The following is a 23,230-nucleotide window of genomic DNA, read 5'->3' on the forward strand; positions in this document are numbered from 1 at the left end:
ATGATTCTCAATCATTTGTGGGGACTGTACGCCCATCCGCGAGAAGAGTGGAAAACCATTGAGAAAAGCCATGAAGGGATGCGCTCGAGCCTGACGCACATCTTGATCATTGCCTTGATACCCTCCATCTGCGCTTATTTTGCCACTGCCCATATCGGCTGGAGCATCGGCGCCGGCGAACCCATCCGCCTGACCCAGGCCAGTGCGCTGAAGATGTCCGCCGCCATGTACGTGGCGCTGATTGCCGGGGTATTTGCCCTCGCCTACCTGGTGCACTGGATGGCCAAGACCTTCGGCGCCCAGCCGGACTTCTCTCAGGCGCTGGAACTGGCGGCCTACACTGCCACCCCGGTATTCATGGTGGGCTTTGCCGCCCTCTACCCGATCCTGTGGTTCGTGATGATGGCTGGCCTGGCCGGGGTTGCCTACTCGGTGTACCTGCTCTACGCCGGCGTGCCCATCTTGATGAACATCCCGGAGGAGCGTGGCTTTATCTACGCCAGCTCGGTGGTGACCTGCGGCCTGGTGCTATTGGTGGGGATCATGGCCAGCTCGGTTATCCTGTGGAGCTACGGCTTCGGCCCCGCCTTTGTCGGCTGAGCAAGCTCAAAACAAAAAACGCCGCCCCTAAGGGCGGCGTTTTTGATCCTGGCTGCCGATTAAGGATGGCAGACGTTGTGGATCTCCAGGTTGGTGCTCTGCTCGCCGGACTTCTTGGTCTTGGCATCGTCGCTGCGTGAGGCGTTGAGCTGGTCCAGGTAGGCCTGATCCACGTCGCCGGTGACGTAGCGCCCGGTAAACACCGAGGTCTCGAAATGGGCGATAGTCGGGTTGGCTTGCCGTACCGCGGCTTCCAGGTCTTCAATGTCCTGGTACACCAGGCCATCGGCGCCGATCTGCTTGCGGATCTCGTCGACGTCACGGCCATAGGCGATCAGCTCCTCAGAGGTGGGCATGTCGATGCCGTACACGTTGGGGAAGCGGATCTCCGGGGCGGCGGAGGCAAAGTACACCTTCTTGGCGCCGGCCTCACGGGCCATCTCGATGATCTGCTCCGAGGTGGTGCCGCGCACGATGGAGTCATCGACCAGCAGCACGTTCTTACCACGGAACTCCTGGCTGATGGGGTTGAGCTTGCGACGTACCGACTTCTTACGCTGGGTCTGACCCGGCATGATGAAGGTACGGCCGATGTAGCGGTTCTTCACGAAGCCCTGACGGTAGGGCAGGTTCAGCTCATGGGCGATCTGCAAGGCGATGTCGCAGGAGGTCTCCGGAATGGGGATCACCACGTCGATGTCGTGGTCTTCCCACTCACGGGCGATCTTAGCCCCCAGCTTGCTGCCCATGTTGACCCGGCTGCCGTAGACGGAGATCTCGTCGATGGTAGAGTCGGGGCGGGCGAAGTAGACGTACTCAAAGATGCAGGGCACGTGTTGCGGGTTATCCGAACACTGTTGGGTGTGCAGGTTGCCGTCAAAGTCGACGAAGATCGCCTCACCCGGGGCCACATCACGCAGGGTGATGAAGCCCGACGCATCCAGGGAAACGGACTCAGAGGCCACCATGTACTCGGTGCCCTGTTCAGTTTCCTTCTTGCCCAGCACCAGCGGACGGATGCCGTAAGGGTCGCGGAAGGCCACCATGCCGACCCCGATCACCATGGCCACGGCAGCGTAGGCACCACGGACCTGGCGATGCAGTTGGCGAACCGCTTCAAAGACATCCTCGGCGCTAGGGCACAGCGAGTTGCTCTTTTGCAGCTCGTGGGCCAGCACATTGAGCATCAACTCAGAGTCGGAGCCGGTGTTGATGTGGCGACGCATCACCGACATCGACGCGACCAGCTCATCAAAGTTGGTGAGGTTGCCGTTGTGGGCCAGGGTGATGCCGTAGGGGGAGTTCACGTAGAAGGGCTGGGCTTCGGAGGAGCTGGAGCTGCCCGCAGTAGGGTAGCGCACGTGGCCGATACCAGTGTTGCCCTGGAGGCGATGCATGTGTTTGATTTCAAACACATCCTTAACCAAGCCGTTGGCCTTGCGCAGGCGGAAGGCCTGGCCGTCAATGGTACAGATCCCGGCGGCGTCTTGACCGCGGTGCTGCAATACGGTCAAGGCGTCATAGATCAGCTGATTTACCGGGGAATGCCCGACAATCCCGACGATACCACACATGTTTGAGTTTCCTCACAAAGGTCGATGTTCTATAGGGCTTATAGTTGTTTCAGGAAGCTGGATGACTGCTCAATGTGCTCAAAGAACCACTGGATGACCACGCCAAACTCGGGCACCAGCACCGAATCCGACCACCAATCCGTTCCACCGGCACCGGTAAAGGTGTCGAGAAAGAACAAGATGGCACTGACCACCAATACTCCTCTGAGCGCACCAAAGCATGCCCCCAGGACTCTATCGGTCCCACTGAGGCCGGTGCGTTCCACCAGCTGGCCAACCAGATAGTTGACCATGGCTCCCAGGACGAGGGAGGCAACGAACAGGATGGCAATCGCCGCGCCTTTGCGCAGCATCGGATCGCTGATCTGGGTCAGGAACACCGCCAGGTCCTCATAGAACCGGCTGGCGATCACAAAGGCCGCAAACCACACCACCAGCGACATCGCTTCCCGGGCAAAACCCCGGATCAGGCTAATGATCACGGACAAGCCAATGATCGCCAGGATGGCGTAATCGATCCAAACCATAGCTCGATGCACTTCCTTTTTGTCGTCTATTTTTGGCCGGCGATTCTACCAGAGCCGACGAGAATTCACACCTTGGAGAACAAAAAGCCCGCGCGAGGCGGGCTTTTTAGATCTGCAAGGGGTTGTAGCGAACCAGCTGTGTTTGCAACGCATGCTCTTCGGCCAGCTCCCGCTGCAGCGCTTCAATGCGGCTCTTATCGATGTCCGGGCCGACAAACACCACGGTGATCTGACCGTCCACCGGTTTGGCCGGCACGGTGTAGGCCGGGTAATCCTGCGCTCGCAGGTCCTTGACCAGTCGATTGACGTTGCTGGCGCTGCGGAAGCTGCCCAGGCGAATGCTCCAGCCACTGCGCTCCGACTTGGCCTGGCTTTCTACTGCCTTGGGCTTAGGTTTGGGCGTGGGCTCGGCCTGGGCCGACTCAGTAACCTCGACCTCGGTCGTCGCCGGCAGCTGGGCAGTCTCGACCGGCTTGCTCTCGCTGTCTTCCAGCGGGATCGCCACCGGTGCCTCGGCCTCCGCCAGCGGGCTCAAGGCCTGCTCCGGCAGGGTCGACTCCGCCACCGAGGGGCGCAGCGGGATGGTGGCAAACTGCTCCTCGACCCGTTTCTTCTCGCCATTGAGCATGTCGGGCAGGAACAACACCCCGAGGGCTACCAGTACCAGGGTGCCCACCAGGCGGTTTTGTATGGGTTGTGCCAAGGCTAACTCCTCCGCTGCCAGAACGCTTTTGCTTCGGCAACAGTGTAAAAGGAGCCAAACACAATGACCAGATCTGCGCTGTCAGCCTGTGACAACGCCGCCTCCAGTGCCTTGTCCACCGAGCCGTACACGCCTGGCTTGGACAGGTGCGGCGCCAGCTCGCTGGCACGGGCTCCACGCGGCACAGCCAGATCCGCCAGGTACCATTGCAGCGACAGAGACGAGAACTGGCCTAAGGTGGCTTCAATGTCCTTGTCCTTGAGCATGGCGCAGACTGCGTGCAGCCTCGGCTCCGGCCGCGCCGCCAACCACTGGGCCAGGTACGCGGCCGCCTGAGGATTGTGGGCCACGTCCACCACCAGCTTGGGGGCGTCGCCCAGAGGCTCCAACCGTCCGGGGACCACCAACTGCGCCAGCGCCTGGCGGATGGCGGCTTCTGGCACCTGCAGTGGTATCTGCCCCAGGGCGGTCAGCGCGGTGGCGGCGTTATCCAGCGGAATGGCCGGCAGCGGCAACCGTTGCAGGGTCATCCCGTCCGCCTGGTAATCCCAGTGGGCGGGGTGACGCTGCAGGATGAAGTCCCGGCCCCGTTGCGACAGCGCTACCCCAAGCAGCTCGGCGGTAACACCGATGGTGACCGGCGGGTTGGGGTCGCCACAGACCGCGGGGCGGCCGGGGCGAAGCACCCCGACCTTCTCCCGGGCAACCGCTTCACGGGTGTTGCCCAGGTATTCGATGTGGTCCAGATCGATGGTGGTGATCACCGCCTGATCGGCATCGATGAGGTTGGTGGCATCCAGTCGGCCGCCCAGTCCTACCTCCAGCAGCACCACGTCCGGTCGCGCCTGGGCAAAGCACCACAGCGCCGCCAGGGCGGAGTATTCGAAGAAGGTCAGCGACACCTTGTCCTGGGCGGCGGCAATGGCGGCAAAGGCATCAACGTGATGCTGGTCTGCCAGTTCGACGCCGTCGATGCGCACCCGTTCGTTGTAGCGCTCCAGGTGGGGCGAACTGAACACCCCGACACGGTAGCCGGCATTGAGCAGCGCCTGCTCCATCAAGGCACAGGTGGTGCCCTTGCCATTGGTGCCGGCAACGGTGATGACGTGGCTGTGGGGTAAGGCGGTTAAGCCCATTCGAGCGGCGACCTGACGCAGGCGGTCAAGTCCGAGATCGATTTCCGAAGGGTGCAGGGCGAGAATGCAATCCAGCCACTCCTGAAGGGAGTGGCTGGCGGTCAGAGCGGGTTTCATGCCGGGTCGGTATCGGGTTTAGCCGCTTCCGTAGGCTCCACCGGTTCCGCTTCCAGTGGATGCGGGCTGAGATGAACAAACTTGGCCAGGATCCGGGCAACGGTATCGCGCATCTCGCGACGGTCGACGATCATGTCGATGGCCCCCTTCTCCAGCAGGAACTCACTGCGCTGGAACCCTTCCGGCAGCTTTTCCCGCACGGTCTGCTCGATCACCCGCGGGCCGGCAAAGCCGATCAGGGCGCGAGGCTCGGCCAGGTTCAGATCCCCCAACATCGCCAGAGACGCCGATACGCCGCCCATGGTGGGGTCGGTCAGTACCGAGATGTAGGGCAGGCCGCGCTCACGCATGCGCGCCAGCGCCGCGGAGGTCTTGGCCATCTGCATCAGCGAGAACAGCGCCTCCTGCATCCGCGCACCACCACTGGCGGAGAAGCAGATCAGCGGCAGGTCTTTCTCCAGGCAGACCTCGACGGCACGGACAAAGCGCGCGCCGACCACCGAAGCCATGGAGCCGCCCATGTAGGAGAATTCAAAGGCACAAGCGACCACCGGCATGCCTTTCAGGCTGCCTTCCAGGGCGATCAGGGCGTCTTTTTCGCCGGAGGCCTTGGTGGCCTGGCTGATACGATCTTTGTATTTCTTGGAATCGCGGAACTTGAGGATGTCCTGGGGTTCCAGCTCGGCCCCCAGCTCCTGCCAGCTTCCCTCATCGAGGAAGCGCTCCAACCGGTCACGGGCGCCGATCCGCATGTGGTTATCACACTTGGGGCACACCTCCAGGTTGCGATTCAGCTCAGCGCGATAGAGGATTTGATCGCACTGGGTGCATTTACTCCAGACCCCTTCCGGTACACTGTGGCGACGATCCGCCACCGCCTTGCTCTTGGGTAGGATCTTATCTAGCCAACTCATTTGCGGTCCTGTCTCCATCTCGGCAAATTCGACCATCCGGTCGTCATTGGTAGGGAACGTGGTGCTAACGACCGGGCATTGGGTCGCCATCGGCCAGTTTAGTTCCCTTTGACCATTGCAGCATGGCTGCCATTAAACCATAAGGCGATCTGAGCGCCTACCGAAAACTGGTCATACCCTCTAATCCTCTGTAATAGAGCGGCTATTTTCGGTTATTTCTCAAGAAAATGGCTGAGATATCTGCGCTCGGCAGGGCTGAGGTGATTACAGCGGATCTGGCAGGAACAGCGGCCCCGGTGCGCTCTTGGGCAGAGCAAACTCCTCGGGGTAATCCACCTCCACCAGGTAGAGCCCCTCGGCCTTGGCGGTGGCCGCGGCCAGGTTGCGATCCTTGCCTTCCAGCAGCTCGGTGATCCACTGCTCAGGCTGGTTACCCTGGCCCACCTCCATCAGCGAACCGACGATGTTGCGCACCATGTGATGGACAAAGGCGTTGGCCTTGATGTCCACCACCACGTATTGGCCAACACGATCGACCTTGACGTGATGCACGTTGCGCCAGGGGCTGCGAGATTGACACTGCACCGCACGAAAGGCGCTGAAGTCGTTCTCTCCCAGCAGGCGCTGGGCGGCCTGGTGCATCTTGGCGGCATCCAGCGGCTGGTGGTAGTGGCTAACGCCATGACGCAGGATCCCGGGACGCAGTCGATGATTGTAGATCACGTAGCGATAGCGCCGGGCGGTGGCAGAGAAACGGGCATGGAAGTCGTCCACCACAGGTTGGGCCCAGCGCACCGCAATGCCATCGGGCAGATTGGTGTTGAGTCCCAGTGTCCAGGCGGCGGGACGCCGCTCCACCTGGGCATCAAAGTGCACCACCTGACCTGTGGCGTGCACCCCGGCATCGGTCCGACCGGCACAGATCACCTCCACCGGGTGGTTAGCCACTTTGCTCAGCGCCTGCTCCAGGCGCTGCTGAACGCCAACCACTTCCCGTTGACGCTGCCAGCCATAGTAGCCGTGACCGTTGTATTCGATACCCAATGCGATGCGCATGCCATGCCCTCAATCTAAACAGGGCGCGCATTATAAACCCTATCTCAGTAAAAATCCTGCCATCAGCCCACAGCCTGTCAGGCACAAAAAAACGGCGGATAAGCCGCCGTTTTTTACCTGGTATTGCGTTACAGCTGGGACAGCAGCAGATCGGCTTCCTTACGCTGGCTTTCGGTGCCTTCCAGCGCCACCTCTTTGAGCAGCGCCTTGGCGCTGTCGTTGTCGTCGATCTCGATATAGGCCCGGGCCAGATCCAGCTTGGCGTTGATGCCGCCCTCGTCCAGTGCCGGTTCGCTCATCGCCACCATGGTGTCGTTCTCGCTGTCCAGATCCGCCGGGTCCTGGCTCAACTCGCTCTCCTCCAGCAGCTTGTCGATGTCGATAAAGGGCTCATCGGCTGGCGCTGGGGCGGCCGGGGTCTCCACGGCCTGGGGCATGGGGGCCGGTTCAACCGCCACCGGTTCAGGCTCCACCGCTGCCGGTTGAGTCTCGGCTTGCTCCACCTCAGTGGACGCGGCCTGGGCTTCCTGGCGCTGCTCTTCCAGCAGCTGATCCAGCGACAGGATCTCGTCGTCCTTCAGCTCCGCTTCCAGCTGGATCCCGGCCTTGCTGTCGTCCGCCATCACCAGCTCTTCCAGGGTGCCATCTTCCAGGGTCTCCTCCATCGGCGCCTCGTCGGCTACCACAGGATCCGCATCCCGCAGCTCCGCTTGGGCCGCGTCCGCTTCCTGGTCCTGGCGACGACGCAGCCAAGCAAAGATCAGCAGCAATGCCAATCCCACCGGCAGAAGGGACCACAAGGTCAGCGACAACGGGTTGGCCAGCAAGTCACGCCAGAAGGAGGAGGGCTCCTCCAGTACCGGTTCGTTCACCACCGCGTCCGGGGCGACCACCAGGCTGCGCTGACGATCCAGCTCCTCTTCCAGGGCGCGGTTAAGCCCCTGCTGCTCATCTAGGGCACGACGCAGTACCGTCATCTCGTTGCCCAGCTCGTCCAGCTGCTGCTGCAGCAGGGCGTTCTGCTCCAGCATCTTGGCCATCTCATCGGCGGTGCTGGCCAGCTCCTGGCGCAATGCGCTGATCTGAGCCTGCTCACGCTCCTGCTCCGCCAGCTGCGCCTGCAGCTCGGCCTTTTCAGCCTCCAGCTGGCTTACCGCGGCACTGCTGGGGGCAGCGGCCGCAGCGGGGGCACTCTTAGCCTGACCCTGGTTGTCCAGTACCGGCGGCTGCCAGGCCTGGTCGTGTTGACGAGCCTGGGCACGGGCTTCCGACTCAGGGAAGGCGGCAATCACCTCACGCGGTGGCACGGTCAGGATCTTGCCCCGCTCCAGCGAGTTGAAGTTGGAGCTGGAGAAGGCATGGGGGTTGGCATTGAACAACGCCTGCATCACCTGGTACACCGTGACACCGGTGTCGGGACGAACGTCATTGGCGATGCGCCACAGGGTGTCCCGACGGCTGGTGGGGCCGTAGGTGGCCAGCGGGGCATCTTCCACTTCCATGATCTGGCCGTCTGGGCCGGTGATCTTTAGAGTCTTGGCGGACACTGGCAGCGTCATCATGGCGCTACCCAGTACGGCGGCACAGAGTGCCCGAGTCATGGTGTTGTTCATCATTCCACTCTATTGTGATCGGCCGACCCTCCCGGTCGGCACGACTTTCATCATCTTACCCGCTGATCTTACAGGTAATCTTGCACTAATAGTTCGGCAATTTGCACCGAATTCAATGCCGCCCCTTTACGGATGTTGTCCGCCACTACCCACAGGTTCAGTCCCTGGGGATGGCTGATGTCCTGGCGAACCCGACCAATAAAGACATCATCCTGGCCCTGGGCGTGGCTGAACTGGGTCGGGTAATCCTGATCCTCTTCCATCAGGGTCACCCCCGGCGCCTGGGCCAGCAGCGCTTTGGCTTCGTCCACCGAGGTCGGCAAGCGGGTCTCGATGTGGATCGCCTCGGCGTGGCCGTAGAACACCGGCACCCGAACTGCAGTGGGGTTAACTCGGATATCGGCATCGCCGAAGATCTTTTGAGTCTCCCACACCATCTTCATCTCTTCCTTGGTGTACCCGTTATCCATAAAGACGTCGATCTTGGGCAGGGCATTGAAGGCGATCTGCTGCTCAAACACCTCGGTGGTGGCCGGCTGACCGTTGAGCAACTGGCCACACTGCTTGGCCAGCTCTTCGATGGCGCTGCGACCGGCACCGGAAACGGACTGGTAGGTGCAGACGTTGATCCGTTCGATACCGAACTGTTCGTGCAGGGGCTTCAGCGCCACCAGCATCTGGATGGTGGAGCAGTTGGGGTTGGCGATGATATTGCGGTTACGGAACTCCGCCAGGGCATGGGGGTTAACCTCCGGCACCACCAGCGGGATCTCCGGGTCGTAACGGAAGTGGGAAGTGTTGTCGATCACCACGCAGCCGGCGTCGGCGGCCAGCGGTGCGTACTTCTCGGAGACGCTGCCCCCGGCGCTGAACAGACCCAGTTCCACTTGGCTCCAGTCGAAGGTGTCCACGTCGATGACATCCAGGGACTCGCCCTTGAAGGAAACGGTTTTGCCCAGGCTGTTGGCACTGGCCAGGGGATACAGCTTGGCCACCGGGAAATCCCGCTGCTCCAGGATCTCGATCATGGTCTGACCCACGGCGCCCGTGGCACCCAATACCGCAATGTTATACGCCATCTTCGCTCTTCTCTTTTACTGTAAATCCGAGTTGCGCCAACCGCTTCGCTTGGGAAGGGTCAGCGATGTATAAGGTTTGCGCGCTGAACTCTCGGCGCGCCAGGTTGGCCTTGCGTCGTCGATCAAAGCCATCAGGCAATGCTGCCCGGAACAACCGGTCTTCCGCCGCCAGGTCATAGACGCCACTCATCAGGCTCAGCAGCTCGGTCTGGTCCAGCTTGGACTCAATCTGCTGGGCCGGCAGTGGGCTGTCCGGCAGCAAACTGGCCAAGGCCGGGGTTTGCTGCGGTTGTTGTTTCTGCTGCATCAGCGCCCGGTGCAGCATCTGGCTGCCCCGGATCTTGCCCTCGCGGGAGTAGCCGGCGATGTGGGCAGTGGCAATCTCCGCCAGCGCCACCAAATCGGCCAGGGGGTGGGGCTCATTGGCCCACACATCCAGCACCAGTTTAAGGTCCGGACGCTTCCGCTTGACTCGAACCAGGGCTGGGTTATCAATCACTTCCCCGCGGCAGGCGTTGACCAGCCAAGCCCCCGATTTGAGCATGCCCAGGCGGGCTTCATCAAGCAGATTGACGGTGGCGCCCTGCCCTTCGGTTATTAAGGGGACATGCAGGGTTATGACATCACACTCTGCCAACAGGGTATCCAACTCATGCCAGGTTCCCGCCGCCCTCTGCGCCGCTTTGGGCGGATCGCAACACAGCACCTCTATCCCCAAGGCCTGCAACCGACGGGCCACCGCGCTGCCGGTGTTGCCCAGCCCCACCACGCCGACGCGGCGCTGGCTCAGCTCGACACCCTGACGCTGGGCCAGCAGTAGCAAAGCGGTGAGTACGTACTCACCCACTGCTTCGGCGTTGCAGCCCGGGGCGTTGCTCCAGGGGATACCGCGACGGGCCAGGGCAGCGGTATCCAGGTGGTCGGTACCTATGGTGGCGGTGCCGACAAAGCGCAGCTTCGGGGCCGCACGCAGCAAGGCCTCGTCTACCTTGGTTACCGACCGCACCAGCAGAGCGTCAGCATCCGCCACCTGCTCTGGGCCGATGTCGCGCCCGGGCAGGGAGGTGATGCTGCCGAGGGAAGCGAACAGCGGCTCCAGCGCCGCCATGTTCTCGTCCGCGACGATCTTCATCCGTTGTCGTCTACCTGTTGGGTCAAAACCGCCAGTTTACCCGAATCGGGATCCCCGACCCAGCCCCCATCGCTGAGGGTTTGAGCCTGAAACGAAAAAAGCCCGGCATGTTGCCATGCCGGGCTCATCAGTACGGTGCCAATTACTTCAGTTTGCTGAAGATCAGGGCCGCGTTGGTGCCGCCGAAGCCGAAGCTGTTGCTCATCACCGTGGTCAGCGCCTTGTCCTGACGCTCGGTGACGATGGGCAGACCTTGTGCTTCCTCATCCAGGTTGGCCACGTTGATGCTGGGGGCAACAAAGCCATGCTCCAGCATCAGCAGGCTGTAGATCGCCTCGTGCACGCCCGCCGCGCCCAGGGCGTGGCCGGTCATCGCCTTGGTGGCGCTGATCATCGGCGGCTTGTCGCCAAAGGTTTCACGGATGGCACCCAGCTCACGGGTGTCGCCCACCGGGGTGGAGGTGCCGTGGGTGTTGAGGTATTCCACCTCACCGGCGCCGGCGGCTTCCGCCTGAGCCAGGGCCTGCTTCATGCAGCGTACCGCGCCCTCACCGGACGGGGCCACCATGTCGTAGCCATCGGAGTTGGCACCGTAGCCGACGATCTCGGCGTAGATCTTAGCGCCACGAGCCAGGGCGTGTTCCAGCTCTTCCACTACCACCATGCCGCCACCGCCGGAGATGACAAAGCCATCCCGGTCGGCGTCGTAGGTACGTGATGCCTGGGTCGGGTCCTCGTTGTACTTGGTGGACAGTGCGCCCATGCCGTCGAAGCCCATCGCCAAGGTCCAGTGCAGTTCCTCAGAGCCACCGGCAAAGACGATGTCCTGCTTACCCAGCTGGATCTGCTCCACCGCGTTACCGATGCAGTGGGCACTGGTGGCACAGGCGGAGCTGATGGAGTAGTTCACCCCTTTGATCTTAAATGGAGTCGCCAGACAGGCGGAGGCGGTGGAGGACATGATCCGCGGTACCAGATATGGACCGATGCGGCGCACGCCCTTCTCACGCAGGGTGTCGGCCGCGTTCACCTGGTTCAGGGAGGAGGCTCCACCGGTGCCGGCGATGATGCCAGTGCGCTCATTGCTGACCTGGTCTTCGCTCAGGCCAGAATCCTCAATCGCTTGCTGCATCGCCAGGTAGGCGTAGGCCGCGGCGTCGCCCATAAAGCGCATCACCTTGCGGTCAATGTGTTCAGCAGGGTTGATCTTCAGATCGCCCCAGACGCGGCTGCGCAGCCCCATCTGTTCAAACTGTTCGGAATAGTTCAGGCCGCTCTTCCCTGCACGCAGGGCCGCGGTGACCTCTTCGGCGTTGTTACCGATGCTCGAAACCACCCCGATCCCGGTAATGACCGCTCTTTTCATCTCTGTCGTCCTATCTGTGTGTAGACTCATTTCAACCGCGGCTATGTTAGCGCGAAGCCATGGCCAAACTGGTCGGCTTTCCCAAGTTGGCGGTAGAATACCATCCAAGTTCTGTGTTTTGAGTGCAATTGTGAGCCAACTGACCCACCCCAGCATCGACTGGTCTGATCCCGGTGCGCCGATCTCCGTCGAGTTCGACGACGTCTATTACTCTACCACCAACGGCGTCGCAGAAACCGAGTACGTATTCCTGCGCCCCAACGGGCTGCCACAACGCTGGCTCAGCCATCCCCGCGGCCATTTCGCGGTGGCAGAAACCGGGTTTGGAACCGGATTAAACCTGCTGGTCTTGTGGCATCAGCTCCGGCAGTTTGCTCAACGCTCTGACTCTGGCAATTCGCTTCGCCTTCACTTTGTCAGCTTCGAAAAATACCCGCTAACCGTCACCGATCTGGCCCGTTCTCACCGACAATGGCCGCAATTTGCCGATTTAGCGCAACAGCTTCGGAACGCTTACCCCATTGCGACCCAAGGCTGCCACCGCCTGGTGCTGGACCAGGGCCGGGTGACGGTGGATCTCTGGTTTGGTGATGCCCTCGACACTCTCCCACAAGTCGATGCGGGACCAAACGGCGTCTTCGATGCCTGGTTTCTAGATGGTTTTACCCCCAGTAAAAACCCCCAGATGTGGCAGCCAGAGCTTTACCAACAGATGGCACGTCTGTCTCGGCCCGATGCCACTTACGCCACGTTCACCTCGGCGGGTCATGTGCGACGGGGACTGGAAGCCGTTGGTTTCAGCGTGAACAAACTACCCGGCTACGGCCTGAAGCGGGAGATGATCCACGGTCAACTGCCCGGTGAGGCGTCGCCGATGTCCCAGCCGTCGCATGTCGCGGTGGTTGGTGCCGGGGTGGCCGGTGCCAGCACAGCCCTTGCGCTATGCCGCCGGGGCATTGCGGTCAACCTCTACTGCCAGGATCCTAAGCCGGCTCAGGGGGCGTCTGGCAATCGCCAGGGCGCGCTCTATCCGCTGCTCAACGCCAGCGACGATGGCCTGGCCCGCTTCTACAGCCAGGCCTTCCCGCTGGCGCGCCAACAACTGCTGCAACTAGCTGAGTGTCGTCAGGTCGATCATGCCCTGTGCGGGGTGGTACAGCTGCCGGTGGATGACAAGAGCAGCAACAAGCTGAAGAAGGTAAGTGAGGCGGGCTTCCCGCTGGAGCTGGTACATGCGGTGGATGCCGAGCAGGCGACGCAGATCGCTGATCTGCCACTGGACCGGGGTGGCGTCTACTACCCGTTGGGCGGCTGGCTCTGCCCGGCGCAACTGACTCAGGCGATGCTGGATGAGGCGGAGGCGACCGGCCTGCTCACCCTGCAGCCGGAGCACCGCTTGACCCAGCTGCAGCGCAACGACAGCGGCTGGCAGCTGCAGTTTGAACAGCAGAGGTCAGTACAGGCAGAGAGCGTGGTGTTGGCGACGGGTGTAGGAACCACGGCGCTGGAGGCCACTGCGGCACTGCCCTTGAATCCCGTCCGGGGGCAGATCGCCTACCCCAGCGCCCAGGGGGAGCTGGCCTCGCTTAAATCGGTGATCTGCGCCGACGGCTACCTGGTGCCCAGCCAGGACGGTCGGGTCACCTGCGGTGCCAGCTTTGGCCGCGGGGATGCAGACGACAGCATCAAGGCGGAGGACTACCAGGAGATTGGCCAGCGCATGGCCCGCAGCTTCGCCGGGCTGCCCTGGTTGCCGGCGCTGGCGCCAGAGCACTACGACCAGGGCCGGGCGGCAGTGCGCGCCACGGTGCGAGATCACCTGCCGTTGGTGGGGCCGGTACCGCAGTGGGACCATGGGGATTCCCTACCCGTGGCTCACCAGCCTGGGCTGCATCTGCTGACGGGCCTGGGCTCCCGCGGGCTTTGCTCTGCTGCGCTCTGTGCCGAGCTGTTGGCCAGCCAGCTGTGCGACGAGCCCAGGCCGCTGAGCCTGAGCGATCAGGCCAACCTGGCACCGGATCGCTTCGAACGCCGAGCCCGCGCCAAGGCGCAGAAGCGCTAGCTGCCGCATTCAGCGCTAACAAAAAGCCCCGCACACTGGCTACCAGCGTGCGGGGCGTTGGTGTTCTCGCCGATGTAGAGACGGCTCAGTGCAGCAGGCGCTGCTCCAATTGGCTCCAGGCGTGCTGGATCAGAGCCAGATCATCCGGTGCCAGCTCGGTGCGGGCCTGGGCCAAGCGTTCGCTCATCTGCGCCTGCAGCTGGGTCAACTGCGGCTGCGTCTCCTGCTCCAGCTCAGACAGCACCACGGCAAAATGGCCCTGCAGGTAGCCGCTGGCAAACACCTCATCGTCACTGCCTTGCTCCAGCAGTTCCGCCACCCACTGATGGCAAATCTCGTCCCAACGCTCCAGCATGGTTACTCCTCGAAATCCGACAAATCGGCCAGGGGATACAACACCGCATCCCGGTAGCCGGTAATGATCTTGTAATGGCCCGACAGGGCCCTATCTAATTCGGCGTCGCCGGTGTCCGCCACCATGGGTCGACCCGTCAACGCCTCCAATTTGCTCTTGCTGGCCACCAGCACCAGGTTGTCCCGGCCGATGGCCCGAATGACCGCGGGGCTCAGCTGTTGATTACCCCGGCCAAACAGATGGCCCTGACCGCCAATCAGGGTCAGCACCAGCTTGGTGGGCACCTCACGGACCGCCGCCAGCAGCTGTGCCTCGGTCAGGTCCTGTGCCAGCAGCTGTTGATCGCGGATCAGATCCACCCCCAGCAGGGTGTTATCCAGCCCAAGCTGATCCATGATGGCGGCCACGGTGGAGCCGGAGCCCATCACGTATTGCCAGTCAGGATCCATCGACTCGGTCAGCTCGGCGGCGATGTCATCCAGCACCAGCTCTTCGCTCTCTTGGCCGCCCATCTTGACCGCCTGAACGTAGCGCAGCGCCTCTGGCACCAGCATCTCGCCGTAGTAGCGTGCTCGCACCTGCCCCTGGCGAAAGGCGACCTCGTCGATGTCGCGCACCTCACCCTCGGTGACACTCAGCAGCTCGCCACGCACCATCTGGGCCGCTACTTTACCACTGGCGGTGGGGCTGATCCCATACACCCCGGAGTGGATCTTCACCCCGGCGGGCACCCCTAGTACCGGGATCCGCTGTCCCACCTCGGCACAGAGATCCCGGGCGGTGCCATCGCCGCCGGCAAACAGGATAAGGTCCACCTGCTGCTCCAGCATCGCCCGGGCCAATGCCCGGGTATCCTTGGCGTCTGTTGGTTGACTGGCGTGATGCAATAGCTCTGTATCAAGGCCCAATTGCTGCGCCAGGTCCTGGCCCAGCACACCGGAGCCGGTATACACCCGAAGACGCTGGGCCAGCGGCAGCAACTCGGTCAATGCAGTGCGCATCCGCTGCGGCGCCTTGGGCTGTGCGCCCAATGCCATGGCCTGCTCGGCCACACCGTCGGAGCCTTTCAGGGCAACCGTGCCCCCCAGCCCCGCCAAGGGATTGATGATCAGGCCCAGCTTGAACATAACTGCGCTTCACTCCATGAAAAGTCGTCTTTGGATGGTGCTGGCAGGGCGAAATGCCGACACAGATCCTGCCCAAGGGCCTGTGCCCGGGGCGGCCAGCCGCGCTCGATGTAGGCCAGCGCCGCTGCCTGCACTGCCCTGCGAAAGCCGGGTCGGTCGGTCTCGATGGCCAGGTTATCGGCACTGACATCAAACACCCGACCGCAGCACAGGCTCAGGTACCACTCGATCGCCTGGGGCTGAGCCTCCAGTCGCTCAAACTCCTGTTGGCGCTCGGCGCTGCGCTGGTCCGGCTCATACCAGTAGCCATAGTCCACCAACTGGCGACGCCGAGGGCCGGCCTGGCACCAGTGGGCCAGCTCATGCAGGGCACTGGCGGCAAAACCGTGGGCAAAGTAGATGCGATGGTAGGGGCAGGTATCATCCGCCGGCAGATAGAGCGGCTCGTCATCGCCAAACAGCAACCGGGTCTGGTGGGCTCGGCCCAGACCTTGATTAAACAGCCTGACCAGTTGTTTGGCGTCGATCATCTACCACCTTCATCAGTAACACCCCTATGGCAGCCAACCCGGCCGCCGCCGACGCCAACCACCAGGTCTGGGTCGCACCGGCGCCATTGTGCCACATTACGCCGCTGAGGTAGGCCCCCAGCGCGCCGCCAACGCCGAAGCTCAGGCTGGCGTACAGGGCCTGGGCCTTGCTTTGATGGGCCGCGGCAAATCGCCGGTGCACCAGCTGAATGCTGCAGGCGTGGGTCAGGCCAAAGCTAAAGGCATGCAGCGAGGCCGCCAGCAACTGCCAACTCAAGCTTGCCCCGCCCTCGGCGGTCAAAGCCCAGCGCAGCGCGGCCAGCAGACAAGCCAGGCACAACAGAGTGGGCACCGACCAGCGCCGCAGCAGCCGCGGGGCCAGGGCAAAGATCCCGATCTCGGCGGTGACGCCCAGGGCCACCAGGGCACCCGCGACCCCCTCGCTGAAACCCAGCCCTTTGAGATAAAGCACATAGAAGGTGTAGAAGGGGCCATGGCTGGCCTGGATCAGCATCGCCGACAGCAAAAACAGCCATACAGGTGGCTGGCGCAGGGTCTGCCAAAGCCCCTGCCCATCGGGTTGACGCTCTGATGGCGGGGTTGGGGATTCGCGCAGCAGCCAGCAGGCGCTGATCAGCAACAGAAATACCGCGCTGCCGAGCCAGGGGAAGTGGCCGGGGCCGGCCTGGGCAAACCACCAGCCGGCGCCGGTGACCATCAGGATGTAGCCGAAGCTGCCAAAGCTGCGCAGGGTGCCGTAGCGCTCGGTCTGGCCGGAGAGATGGGACAGGGTCACCACCTCAAGCTGGGCCAGGATGGCGTTCCAGAAGAAGGTGAACAGTGCCATCACCAGCGCCAGGGTCCAAAAGCCCTCGGCCCAGTGCATGGCCAAGAAGACCCCGCCGGCCACGGTCGCCCCCCAGCGGATCACCGCGACCCGGCGACCGGTATGATCCGCCAGGGCGGCCCAAAGATTGGGCGCCAGGATCCGGGTAGCAAACAGGATGGCCAGCAGTTGACCGATGGCCAGGGAATCGAGACCCAGGTGGTCGAGGTAGAGCCCCAGGTAGGGTACCAACAGACCTAAGGTGGCAAAGAACGCCAGGTAGCAAGCCGCCAGGACCTGGCCCTGGCGGCTCAGCAGGGGGTGTTGCATGATCAATCGCGCATCGGCAGCACCGGGGTGTCTACCTGAACATCGCCGCACTGGGCCTTGTGGCGCAGCAGGTGGTCCATCAGTACGATGGCTACCATCGCCTCGACGATGGGCACGGCACGGATACCGACGCAGGGGTCGTGGCGGCCACGAGTCACCATCTCTACCGGCTTGCCGTGCACGTCGATGCTTTGGCCAGGCACCATGATGGAGGAGGTGGGCTTGAATGCCACCTCGGCCACCAGCGGTTGGCCGGAGCTCAAACCGCCCAGCACGCCGCCGGCGTGATTGCTGGCAAAACCATCCGGGTGCATCTCATCGCGATGCTCGGAGCCACGCTGGTTCACCACCTCGAAACCGTCGCCGATGGAGACCGCTTTGGCCGCGTTAATGCCCATTAGGGCATGGGCCAGATCCGCATCCAACCGGTCAAACACCGGTTCGCCCAAACCCACCGGCAGGCCGGTCGCCTCAACCCGCACCTTGGCCCCCACCGAGTCACCGGCCTTTTTAAGCTCACGCATGAACTCATCCAGGCGCTCCAGGCCGTCCGGGTCTGGGAAGAAGAAGGGGTTTTGCTCCACCGTGTCCCACTGGAATTTGCTGGCGCGGATGGGACCGAGCTGATCGATACAGGCACGGATCTCGATGCCGCAGGCCTGACGCAGGTACTTCTTGGCAATGGCACCGGCGGCCACCCGCATGGCGGTTTCCCGGGCGCTGCTGCGCCCGCCACCGCGGTAGTCGCGATTGCCGTACTTGTGGTGATAGGTGTAGTCAGCGTGGCCCGGGCGGAACAGCTCGGCGATGGCGGAGTAATCCTTGCTGCGCTGATCTGTGTTCTCAATCAGCAAGCCGATGCTGGTGCCGGTGGTCTTACCCTCGAACACGCCGGACAGGATCTTTACCTGGTCCGGCTCGCGGCGGGCGGTGGTGTAGCGGGAGCTGCCGGGGCGACGGCGATCCAGGTCCCCCTGCAGATCCGCCTCAGTCAACGCCAGCCCGGGAGGACAGCCGTCGACGATGGCCCCCAGGGCCGCGCCGTGGCTTTCGCCAAAGGTGGTGACAGAAAAACGCTTTCCAATGCTATTACCGGCCATGGCAGACGGGGTCCTCGTTGTTGTTATTTGTAGGGGGCAAAGTCCGCTTCCGCGGCCAGCAGTTGCTCCTTGCTGAGCATGAAAACGCCATGGCCACCACGCTCAAAATCGAGCCAGGTAAAGGGCACATTGGGGAACTGCTCCTGCAGCGCCACCATGGAGTTGCCCACCTCGACAAACAGCAGGCCCTCGTCGGTGAGGTGATCAGCGGCGTTGGCCAGGATGGAGCGGGTCAGCTCGAGGCCATCACGGCCAGAGGCCAGGCCCAGTTCCGGCTCATGGTGGAACTCATCGGGCAGATCCGCCATGTCGTCCGCGTCCACGTAGGGCGGGTTGGAGACGATCAGGTCGTAACGCTGGCCCTTGAGCACGGCAAAGCCATCGGACTCAATGGGGTAAACCCGGTTCAGTACGCCGTGGCGCTCGATGTTGATCTGGGCGACCTCCAACGCATCCGGGCTGATGTCCACCGCATCCACCTGGGCATCGGGGAAGGCATGAGCACAGGCGATGGCGATGCAGCCGGAGCCGGTGCACAGATCCAGCACATGGTTGACCGGCTTGTTGTAGAGCCAGGGGTTGAAGCCGTTTTCAATCAGCTCGGCAAAGGGGCTGCGCGGCACCAGCACGCGCTCATCAACGAAGAACTCGTGACCGGCGAACCAGGCGCTGTTGGTCAGGTAGGGCACTGGCACCCGCTCTCGCACCCGGCGGATCACCAGCTCGACGATGCGATGCTTTTCACTGCTAAGCAAGCGGGCATTGCGCACCTGGCCACCCAGCTCCAGCGGCAGGTGCAGGGTGTGCATGATCAGCGCCACCGCCTCATCCCAGGGGTTGTCGGTGCCGTGGCCGTAGTAGATGTCGGCCGCATTGAACCGGCTGACGCACCAACGCAGCATGTCATCGATGGTATGAAGCTCGTTGACCGCTTCATCAATAAAGATTTTTTCCACTGGGGGGCTTCCTCATTCAATCCGACGCTCATTCTACCCAAAGGGGAGAAGCGTTCCTATTCCTATCCGCTTCGGCGTAAAATGTCGGGATGAACAAATCCGATCCCAACCAATGCGACGATTTTGACCTGTTCCGCCAAAGCATGGAGGGGGTGCGCCCCCTCCAGCAAGATCAGGTGAATCATAAGCCAAAGGTGCCGACGCCGGACAAAACCCGGGTCAAACAACAGCGCAAGCTGGCCGACCACTACTTTTCGGACAGCTACCAGCCGGCCCTGCCCGAAGAGGGCCCGATGCGTTATGTCCGCGAGGGTGCCGATCCGTACGCCGCCAAGCAGCTGCGCCGGGGCGACTACAGCCCGGAATTGCTGCTCGATCTGCATGGCCACACCCAGGCCGAGGCCCGTCATGAGTTGATCGCACTGATCGATGCCTGCAAGCGTCAACAGGTGCCCTGTGCCAGCGTGATGCATGGCCTCGGCACCGGTGTGCTCAAACAGAGGGTGCCGGCCTGGTTGAGCCAGCACCCGGACGTGCTGGCCTTTCATCAGGCGCCTTTGGAGTGGGGGGGCGACGGTGCCCTGCTGATTTTGGTGGACGTGGGAGAAGCGGCTAAGCGTTAGTGGGTTGGGCCGCGCAGCTCGATAAGATCAGCGCGTTGCTCGCTGCGAATATGGGCGACACCGGAGGTCATGAACATCGCCGGCTCGCTGCCGCTGACCAGCTCCGCCAACAGGTAGCCCAGCAGCGGCATGTGCGCTACCACCAGCACCCCGCGTGCGCCGGCCACCTCTGCCGAGGCCAGGAGCAGATCCCGGGCCAGGGCCGGGTCTGACTCCGGTACCAGCTCCTCCAGGGTTTCTACCTTTACCTTCAATCCAAGTGCCTGCTCGATCGCCTGCCAAGTCTGCTGAGCACGCAAATAGGGGCTGACTAGCACCAGGTCAAGCTGGTGCCAGGCGTCGCCATAGTGCTTGGCCATCGCCACGCTCTCAGCGATGCCCCGCTCGGTCAGCGGTCGCTGGGGATCGGTCGGCGCGGCGTAACTCGCCTCGCCGTGACGCATTAGGTATATATCCATCGAATACCGGTTTCTACTGCTGTAATGGCCCGATTCTAGCGTGACTGGAGGGCGGGCAACAGTGCCTTCACGCTCACTCTTTGGTCTTATGCCATGGCAACAATTGCGCCGCAGCGGATCTGAGCGCACACTAGCTACATGCAAGGTACTCTCATACAAGGACGAAGCCCGGATGCTTCGCAGCGGTTAATGGCCAACACGATCAAGACCAGCCCCAATGATCCCAAGCGCTACCACCCAATGACCCTCAGCAATGGGCTGAGGGTGTTACTGGTGGAGGATCCGGAGGCGACCAAGGCCGCGGGCACCATGGCGATCCGGGTTGGGCACTTCGACGACCCCAGCGACCGGGAAGGGATGGCCCATTTCCTTGAGCACATGCTATTCCTCGGTACCGAGAAATACCCCAACGCCGGCGAGTATCAGCAGTACATCAGCCAGAATGGTGGTACCCACAATGCCTGGACAGGGCCGGAGTTCACCAGCTTCTACTTCGACGTGAAGCCAAGCGCCTTTGAGGAGGCGCTGGACCGTTTCGCCCAGTTCTTTACCGCGCCGCTGTTCGATGAGGGCCTGGTGGAGAAGGAGCGCCAATCGGTGGACTCCGAGTTCAAAATGAAGCTGCAGGACGACATGCGCCGCTTCTACCAGGTACACAAGGAAACGGTGAACCCGGCGCACCCCTTCAGCAAGTTCTCGGTGGGCAATCACCAGACCCTGGCCGATCGCGATGGGCAAAGCATCCGCAGCGAGCTGATCGCCTTTTACCAACGTCACTACTCCGCCAACCTGATGACCCTGGTGCTAGTCTCTCCGGATCCCGCCAGCCAGTGGCAAGGGTTCGTCGAGCAGGAGTTTGGCAAGATCGCCAACCAGAGCGCCGACAAGGTGTTGCCCGAGGTGCCGCTCTATCGTGAGCAGGAGCTGGGCGTGCAGATCTCGATGGCGCCATTGAAGAAGTCACGTCAGCTGACCCTGACGTTCCCCCTGGGTGCTCTGGATGCCTGGTATCGCCACAAACCCCTGACCTACCTCTCCTACATGCTGGGCTATGAAGGCTCAGGCAGCCTGCTGTCCGCCTTGAAAGAGGAAGACCTGGTCAGTGAGCTGTCCGCCGGTGGTGGCATCAACGGCTACAACTTCAAGGACTACAACGTCAGCTACCGCCTGACCGAGAAGGGCCTGGCAGAGCAGGACAGGATCCTGGCGATGACCTTCCAGTACATCGCCCTGATGCGTGAGCAGGGGATTGCCGATTGGCGCTACCAGGAGCGACAAACCTTGCTGGAGCGTGCCTTCCGTTTTCAGGAGAGCACCAAACCGCTGGATTTGGCCAGTCATCTGGCCATCAATATGCACCACTACGAGCCGCAGGATTGGGTCTACGGTGACTACCGAATGGACGGCCTGGACCAGGCGCTGGCAATGGAGATCCTCGACCAGTTTGTGCCGGAGAATGCGCGCCTTACCCTGGTCCACCCGGACTGCGAGGGCGACCGCAGGGCCAAGTGGTACGACACCCCCTATCGGCTTGAGCCCATCGGTGAGCAGCGTAAGGCCAGTTGGCTCAGCGGGCCCCGTGACCCGCGCCTGGCACTGCCGGAACCGAATGAGTACATCTGTGATCTGCTGGAGCCTCGGCCGGAGCCGTCTGCATCTGACGACCCGATGCCCATCTACCAGAGTGAACGGCTGACCCTGTGGCACAAGAAGGACGACCAGTTTAACGTGCCCAAGGCGCACCTGTTCGTCGCGCTGGACAGCGAGGCCTGTCACGAGAACGCCAAGGCCGCGGCCCAGACCCGCCTCTACATCGCCATCCTGATGGATTCACTCACCGAGCTGACCTATCAGGCCGAGGTCGCGGGCCTCAACTACAACGTTTACCCACATCAGGGGGGCCTGACGTTGCACCTCAGTGGCTTTACCGGTGGCCAGGAAAAGCTGCTGGATCTGCTACTGCATCACGCGCGCCAGCGACAATTCACTGAGGCCCGTTTCCAGGAGCTGAAAAGCCAGTTGCTGCGTAGCTGGAACGGTGTCCGCATCAGCCGGCCGGTGTCCCGCCTGTTCAACGCCCTGACCACCACCCTGCAAAAGCGCAGCTTCGACCCATTGCGTATGGCCGAGGAACTGGAATCGGTCACTCTGGAGCAGCTACACCAACACATCGATGGGATCTACCGCCACCTCCATGTGGAAGCCCTGGTCTATGGCGACTGGCTGCGCAGCGAGGCCGACGGCCTGGCCCAGCGGCTGGAGCACACACTGACCCAGGTGGGTGGGCCGGGACAGGAGGTCAAACGTCAACTGGTGAGCATCAAGGGTCAAGGCACCATCCATCGGGAGATCGAGAGCAGTCACCAGGACAGTGCCATCCTGGTGTACTACCAGTCTCGGCGTAACGACCTGAAGAAGATGGCGCTGTTCTGCCTGCTCAATCACACCATCTCCAGCGACTTCTTTTACGAGCTTCGCACCAAGCAGCAGCTTGGCTACATGGTGGGCACCAGCTATGTGCCGATGAATCGCTGTCCGGGTATCATTTTCTACATCCAGAGCCCGGTAGCCGGCCCATTGCAGCTGCTGGAGTCCATCGACCAGTTCATTGCGGACTTTGGCTACGCCCTGATGCAGATCTCCAGCAGTGAATGGCGTGACACCAAGCAGGCGCTGTGTCACCAGATTATGGAGCAGGAAAGCAACCTCAAGGCCAAGGCCCAACGCAGCTGGGTCAGCATCGGCAACAAGGACATCGAATTCGACCAGCGAGAGCAGATTGCCGCCATTGTTGAGTCGATGGATCGGGCCGAACTTATCCGCTTTATGATGGAGCGGATGCGCATCGCCAACCCAGACCGCCTGGTGCTCTACTCCAGTGGCAGCTCACACAGCGATCTCGAGCCCCTGTCACGTGAACGTCATATCACTGATATCTCCAGCTTCAAGCATCAGTCCGCCCTGATAGACTTCTGAAACATCGAGATTAATCCCTAAGTGGAGGGCTACTTCCCCTTGGATCGCCCCCCACTTAGTGATAACTTCT

Annotated in this window: 21 protein-coding genes; 4 read left to right on the plus strand and 17 right to left on the minus strand. The window is 62.2% G+C overall.

The annotated features are described in order from the left end of the window. Complete coding sequence (locus tag BUC04_RS16655) at window positions 1-600, plus strand: Yip1 family protein (protein WP_067664467.1); 600 nt, start codon at window positions 1-3, stop codon at window positions 598-600. A gap of 59 nt (window positions 601-659) precedes the next feature. Here the strand turns inward: BUC04_RS16655 and purF are convergent, their stop codons facing one another. From purF to fabB, 10 genes are all read right to left on the minus strand, one after another. Further along, window positions 660-2,174 (minus strand): amidophosphoribosyltransferase, encoded by a 1,515-nt coding sequence (gene purF / locus BUC04_RS16660; protein WP_067664469.1) that lies wholly within the window; start codon window positions 2,172-2,174, stop codon window positions 660-662. Window positions 2,175-2,212: 38 nt separating this feature from the next. Continuing rightward, a complete protein-coding gene (locus BUC04_RS16665) occupies window positions 2,213-2,701 on the minus strand; it encodes a CvpA family protein (RefSeq protein WP_067664471.1) in 489 nt (162 codons plus the stop codon). Window positions 2,702-2,807: 106 nt separating this feature from the next. Continuing rightward, on the minus strand, window positions 2,808-3,404 hold the full coding sequence (locus BUC04_RS16670; RefSeq protein WP_067664474.1) for an SPOR domain-containing protein: 597 nt from the start codon (window positions 3,402-3,404) through the stop codon (window positions 2,808-2,810). A 2-nt stretch (window positions 3,405-3,406) separates the two neighbouring features. Beyond that, on the minus strand, window positions 3,407-4,657 hold the full coding sequence (folC, locus tag BUC04_RS16675) for a bifunctional tetrahydrofolate synthase/dihydrofolate synthase (RefSeq protein ID WP_067664476.1): 1,251 nt from the start codon (window positions 4,655-4,657) through the stop codon (window positions 3,407-3,409). Next, window positions 4,654-5,571: an acetyl-CoA carboxylase, carboxyltransferase subunit beta gene (gene accD, locus BUC04_RS16680; RefSeq protein WP_067664478.1), complete on the minus strand. Its 918-nt coding sequence runs from the start codon at window positions 5,569-5,571 to the stop codon at window positions 4,654-4,656. Before accD ends, folC begins: the two co-directional genes overlap by 4 nt. Before the next feature lie 264 nt (window positions 5,572-5,835). Continuing rightward, a complete protein-coding gene (gene truA, locus BUC04_RS16685) occupies window positions 5,836-6,627 on the minus strand; it encodes a tRNA pseudouridine(38-40) synthase TruA (protein WP_067664480.1) in 792 nt (263 codons plus the stop codon). A gap of 128 nt (window positions 6,628-6,755) precedes the next feature. After that, complete coding sequence (locus tag BUC04_RS16690) at window positions 6,756-8,243, minus strand: FimV/HubP family polar landmark protein (protein WP_082766785.1); 1,488 nt, start codon at window positions 8,241-8,243, stop codon at window positions 6,756-6,758. A gap of 65 nt (window positions 8,244-8,308) precedes the next feature. Beyond that, entirely contained in the window at window positions 8,309-9,319 is a 1,011-nt protein-coding gene (locus BUC04_RS16695) for an aspartate-semialdehyde dehydrogenase (protein WP_067664484.1), read from the minus strand. Beyond that, window positions 9,309-10,451 (minus strand): 4-phosphoerythronate dehydrogenase, encoded by a 1,143-nt coding sequence (locus tag BUC04_RS16700; protein WP_067664486.1) that lies wholly within the window; start codon window positions 10,449-10,451, stop codon window positions 9,309-9,311. Before BUC04_RS16700 ends, BUC04_RS16695 begins: the two co-directional genes overlap by 11 nt. Before the next feature lie 142 nt (window positions 10,452-10,593). Continuing rightward, window positions 10,594-11,817 carry a beta-ketoacyl-ACP synthase I gene (gene fabB / locus BUC04_RS16705; protein ID WP_067664488.1) on the minus strand — a complete coding sequence of 408 codons (1,224 nt, stop codon included), beginning with the start codon at window positions 11,815-11,817 and terminating at the stop codon, window positions 10,594-10,596. Window positions 11,818-11,947: 130 nt separating this feature from the next. On the opposite strand from fabB, the gene mnmC reads away from it, so the two are divergent. Next, window positions 11,948-13,879 carry a bifunctional tRNA (5-methylaminomethyl-2-thiouridine)(34)-methyltransferase MnmC2/FAD-dependent 5-carboxymethylaminomethyl-2-thiouridine(34) oxidoreductase MnmC1 gene (gene mnmC, locus BUC04_RS16710; RefSeq protein ID WP_067664490.1) on the plus strand — a complete coding sequence of 644 codons (1,932 nt, stop codon included), beginning with the start codon at window positions 11,948-11,950 and terminating at the stop codon, window positions 13,877-13,879. Between the two features lie 85 nt (window positions 13,880-13,964). On the opposite strand, the gene BUC04_RS16715 is transcribed toward mnmC, so the two are convergent. The 6 genes from BUC04_RS16715 to prmB are packed head-to-tail and all read right to left on the minus strand — an operon-like array spanning window position 13,965 to window position 19,103. Then, complete coding sequence (locus BUC04_RS16715) at window positions 13,965-14,234, minus strand: YfcL family protein (RefSeq protein WP_067664492.1); 270 nt, start codon at window positions 14,232-14,234, stop codon at window positions 13,965-13,967. Window positions 14,235-14,236: 2 nt separating this feature from the next. Beyond that, on the minus strand, window positions 14,237-15,361 hold the full coding sequence (locus BUC04_RS16720) for an ATP-NAD kinase family protein (RefSeq protein ID WP_067664494.1): 1,125 nt from the start codon (window positions 15,359-15,361) through the stop codon (window positions 14,237-14,239). Then, window positions 15,343-15,891 carry an elongation factor P hydroxylase gene (locus BUC04_RS16725; protein WP_067664496.1) on the minus strand — a complete coding sequence of 183 codons (549 nt, stop codon included), beginning with the start codon at window positions 15,889-15,891 and terminating at the stop codon, window positions 15,343-15,345. The genes BUC04_RS16720 and BUC04_RS16725 overlap by 19 nt, the downstream gene beginning before the upstream one ends. Then, on the minus strand, window positions 15,857-17,047 hold the full coding sequence (locus BUC04_RS16730; RefSeq protein ID WP_067664498.1) for an MFS transporter: 1,191 nt from the start codon (window positions 17,045-17,047) through the stop codon (window positions 15,857-15,859). The genes BUC04_RS16725 and BUC04_RS16730 overlap by 35 nt, the downstream gene beginning before the upstream one ends. A gap of 2 nt (window positions 17,048-17,049) precedes the next feature. Further along, a complete protein-coding gene (gene aroC, locus BUC04_RS16735; RefSeq protein ID WP_067664500.1) occupies window positions 17,050-18,147 on the minus strand; it encodes a chorismate synthase in 1,098 nt (365 codons plus the stop codon). 23 nt (window positions 18,148-18,170) lie between these two features. Then, window positions 18,171-19,103: a 50S ribosomal protein L3 N(5)-glutamine methyltransferase gene (gene prmB, locus BUC04_RS16740; protein WP_067664503.1), complete on the minus strand. Its 933-nt coding sequence runs from the start codon at window positions 19,101-19,103 to the stop codon at window positions 18,171-18,173. Between the two features lie 89 nt (window positions 19,104-19,192). Between prmB and smrB the strand changes: the two genes are divergently transcribed. After that, on the plus strand, window positions 19,193-19,726 hold the full coding sequence (gene smrB / locus BUC04_RS16745; RefSeq protein WP_067664505.1) for an endonuclease SmrB: 534 nt from the start codon (window positions 19,193-19,195) through the stop codon (window positions 19,724-19,726). Here the strand turns inward: smrB and sixA are convergent. Continuing rightward, the gene (gene sixA, locus BUC04_RS16750; RefSeq protein ID WP_067664506.1) at window positions 19,723-20,184 is read right to left on the minus strand and encodes a phosphohistidine phosphatase SixA; all 462 of its coding nucleotides are present in this window, start codon (window positions 20,182-20,184) and stop codon (window positions 19,723-19,725) included. The two genes, smrB and sixA, sit on opposite strands and share 4 nt — an antisense overlap. 189 nt (window positions 20,185-20,373) lie before the next feature. Between sixA and BUC04_RS16755 the strand changes: the two genes are divergently transcribed. Beyond that, complete coding sequence (locus BUC04_RS16755) at window positions 20,374-23,160, plus strand: insulinase family protein (RefSeq protein ID WP_067664508.1); 2,787 nt, start codon at window positions 20,374-20,376, stop codon at window positions 23,158-23,160. The last annotated feature ends 70 nt before the right edge of the window (window positions 23,161-23,230 follow it).

The organism is Ferrimonas marina (assembly GCF_900129905.1).
In the GTDB taxonomy this organism is placed as follows: Bacteria; Pseudomonadota; Gammaproteobacteria; order Enterobacterales; family Shewanellaceae; genus Ferrimonas; species Ferrimonas marina.

Bases quoted from the DNA above. Each gene is read 5' to 3' on its own strand.
- BUC04_RS16690 (WP_082766785.1), bottom strand. From the start codon at position 8,243: ATGATGAACAACACCATGACTCGGGCACTCTGTGCCGCCGTACTGGGT.
- fabB (WP_067664488.1), bottom strand. From the start codon at position 11,817: ATGAAAAGAGCGGTCATTACCGGGATCGGGGTGGTTTCGAGCATCGGT.
- accD (WP_067664478.1), bottom strand. From the start codon at position 5,571: ATGAGTTGGCTAGATAAGATCCTACCCAAGAGCAAGGCGGTGGCGGAT.
- purF (WP_067664469.1), bottom strand. From the start codon at position 2,174: ATGTGTGGTATCGTCGGGATTGTCGGGCATTCCCCGGTAAATCAGCTG.
- aroC (WP_067664500.1), bottom strand. From the start codon at position 18,147: ATGGCCGGTAATAGCATTGGAAAGCGTTTTTCTGTCACCACCTTTGGC.
- BUC04_RS16655 (WP_067664467.1), top strand. From the start codon at position 1: ATGATTCTCAATCATTTGTGGGGACTGTACGCCCATCCGCGAGAAGAG.
- smrB (WP_067664505.1), top strand. From the start codon at position 19,193: ATGAACAAATCCGATCCCAACCAATGCGACGATTTTGACCTGTTCCGC.
- BUC04_RS16725 (WP_067664496.1), bottom strand. From the start codon at position 15,891: ATGATCGACGCCAAACAACTGGTCAGGCTGTTTAATCAAGGTCTGGGC.
- BUC04_RS16720 (WP_067664494.1), bottom strand. From the start codon at position 15,361: ATGTTCAAGCTGGGCCTGATCATCAATCCCTTGGCGGGGCTGGGGGGC.
- BUC04_RS16700 (WP_067664486.1), bottom strand. From the start codon at position 10,451: ATGAAGATCGTCGCGGACGAGAACATGGCGGCGCTGGAGCCGCTGTTC.
- truA (WP_067664480.1), bottom strand. From the start codon at position 6,627: ATGCGCATCGCATTGGGTATCGAATACAACGGTCACGGCTACTATGGC.
- BUC04_RS16665 (WP_067664471.1), bottom strand. From the start codon at position 2,701: ATGGTTTGGATCGATTACGCCATCCTGGCGATCATTGGCTTGTCCGTG.
- BUC04_RS16695 (WP_067664484.1), bottom strand. From the start codon at position 9,319: ATGGCGTATAACATTGCGGTATTGGGTGCCACGGGCGCCGTGGGTCAG.
- BUC04_RS16755 (WP_067664508.1), top strand. From the start codon at position 20,374: ATGGCCAACACGATCAAGACCAGCCCCAATGATCCCAAGCGCTACCAC.
- folC (WP_067664476.1), bottom strand. From the start codon at position 4,657: ATGAAACCCGCTCTGACCGCCAGCCACTCCCTTCAGGAGTGGCTGGAT.
- sixA (WP_067664506.1), bottom strand. From the start codon at position 20,184: ATGGATATATACCTAATGCGTCACGGCGAGGCGAGTTACGCCGCGCCG.
- BUC04_RS16715 (WP_067664492.1), bottom strand. From the start codon at position 14,234: ATGCTGGAGCGTTGGGACGAGATTTGCCATCAGTGGGTGGCGGAACTG.
- BUC04_RS16730 (WP_067664498.1), bottom strand. From the start codon at position 17,047: ATGCAACACCCCCTGCTGAGCCGCCAGGGCCAGGTCCTGGCGGCTTGC.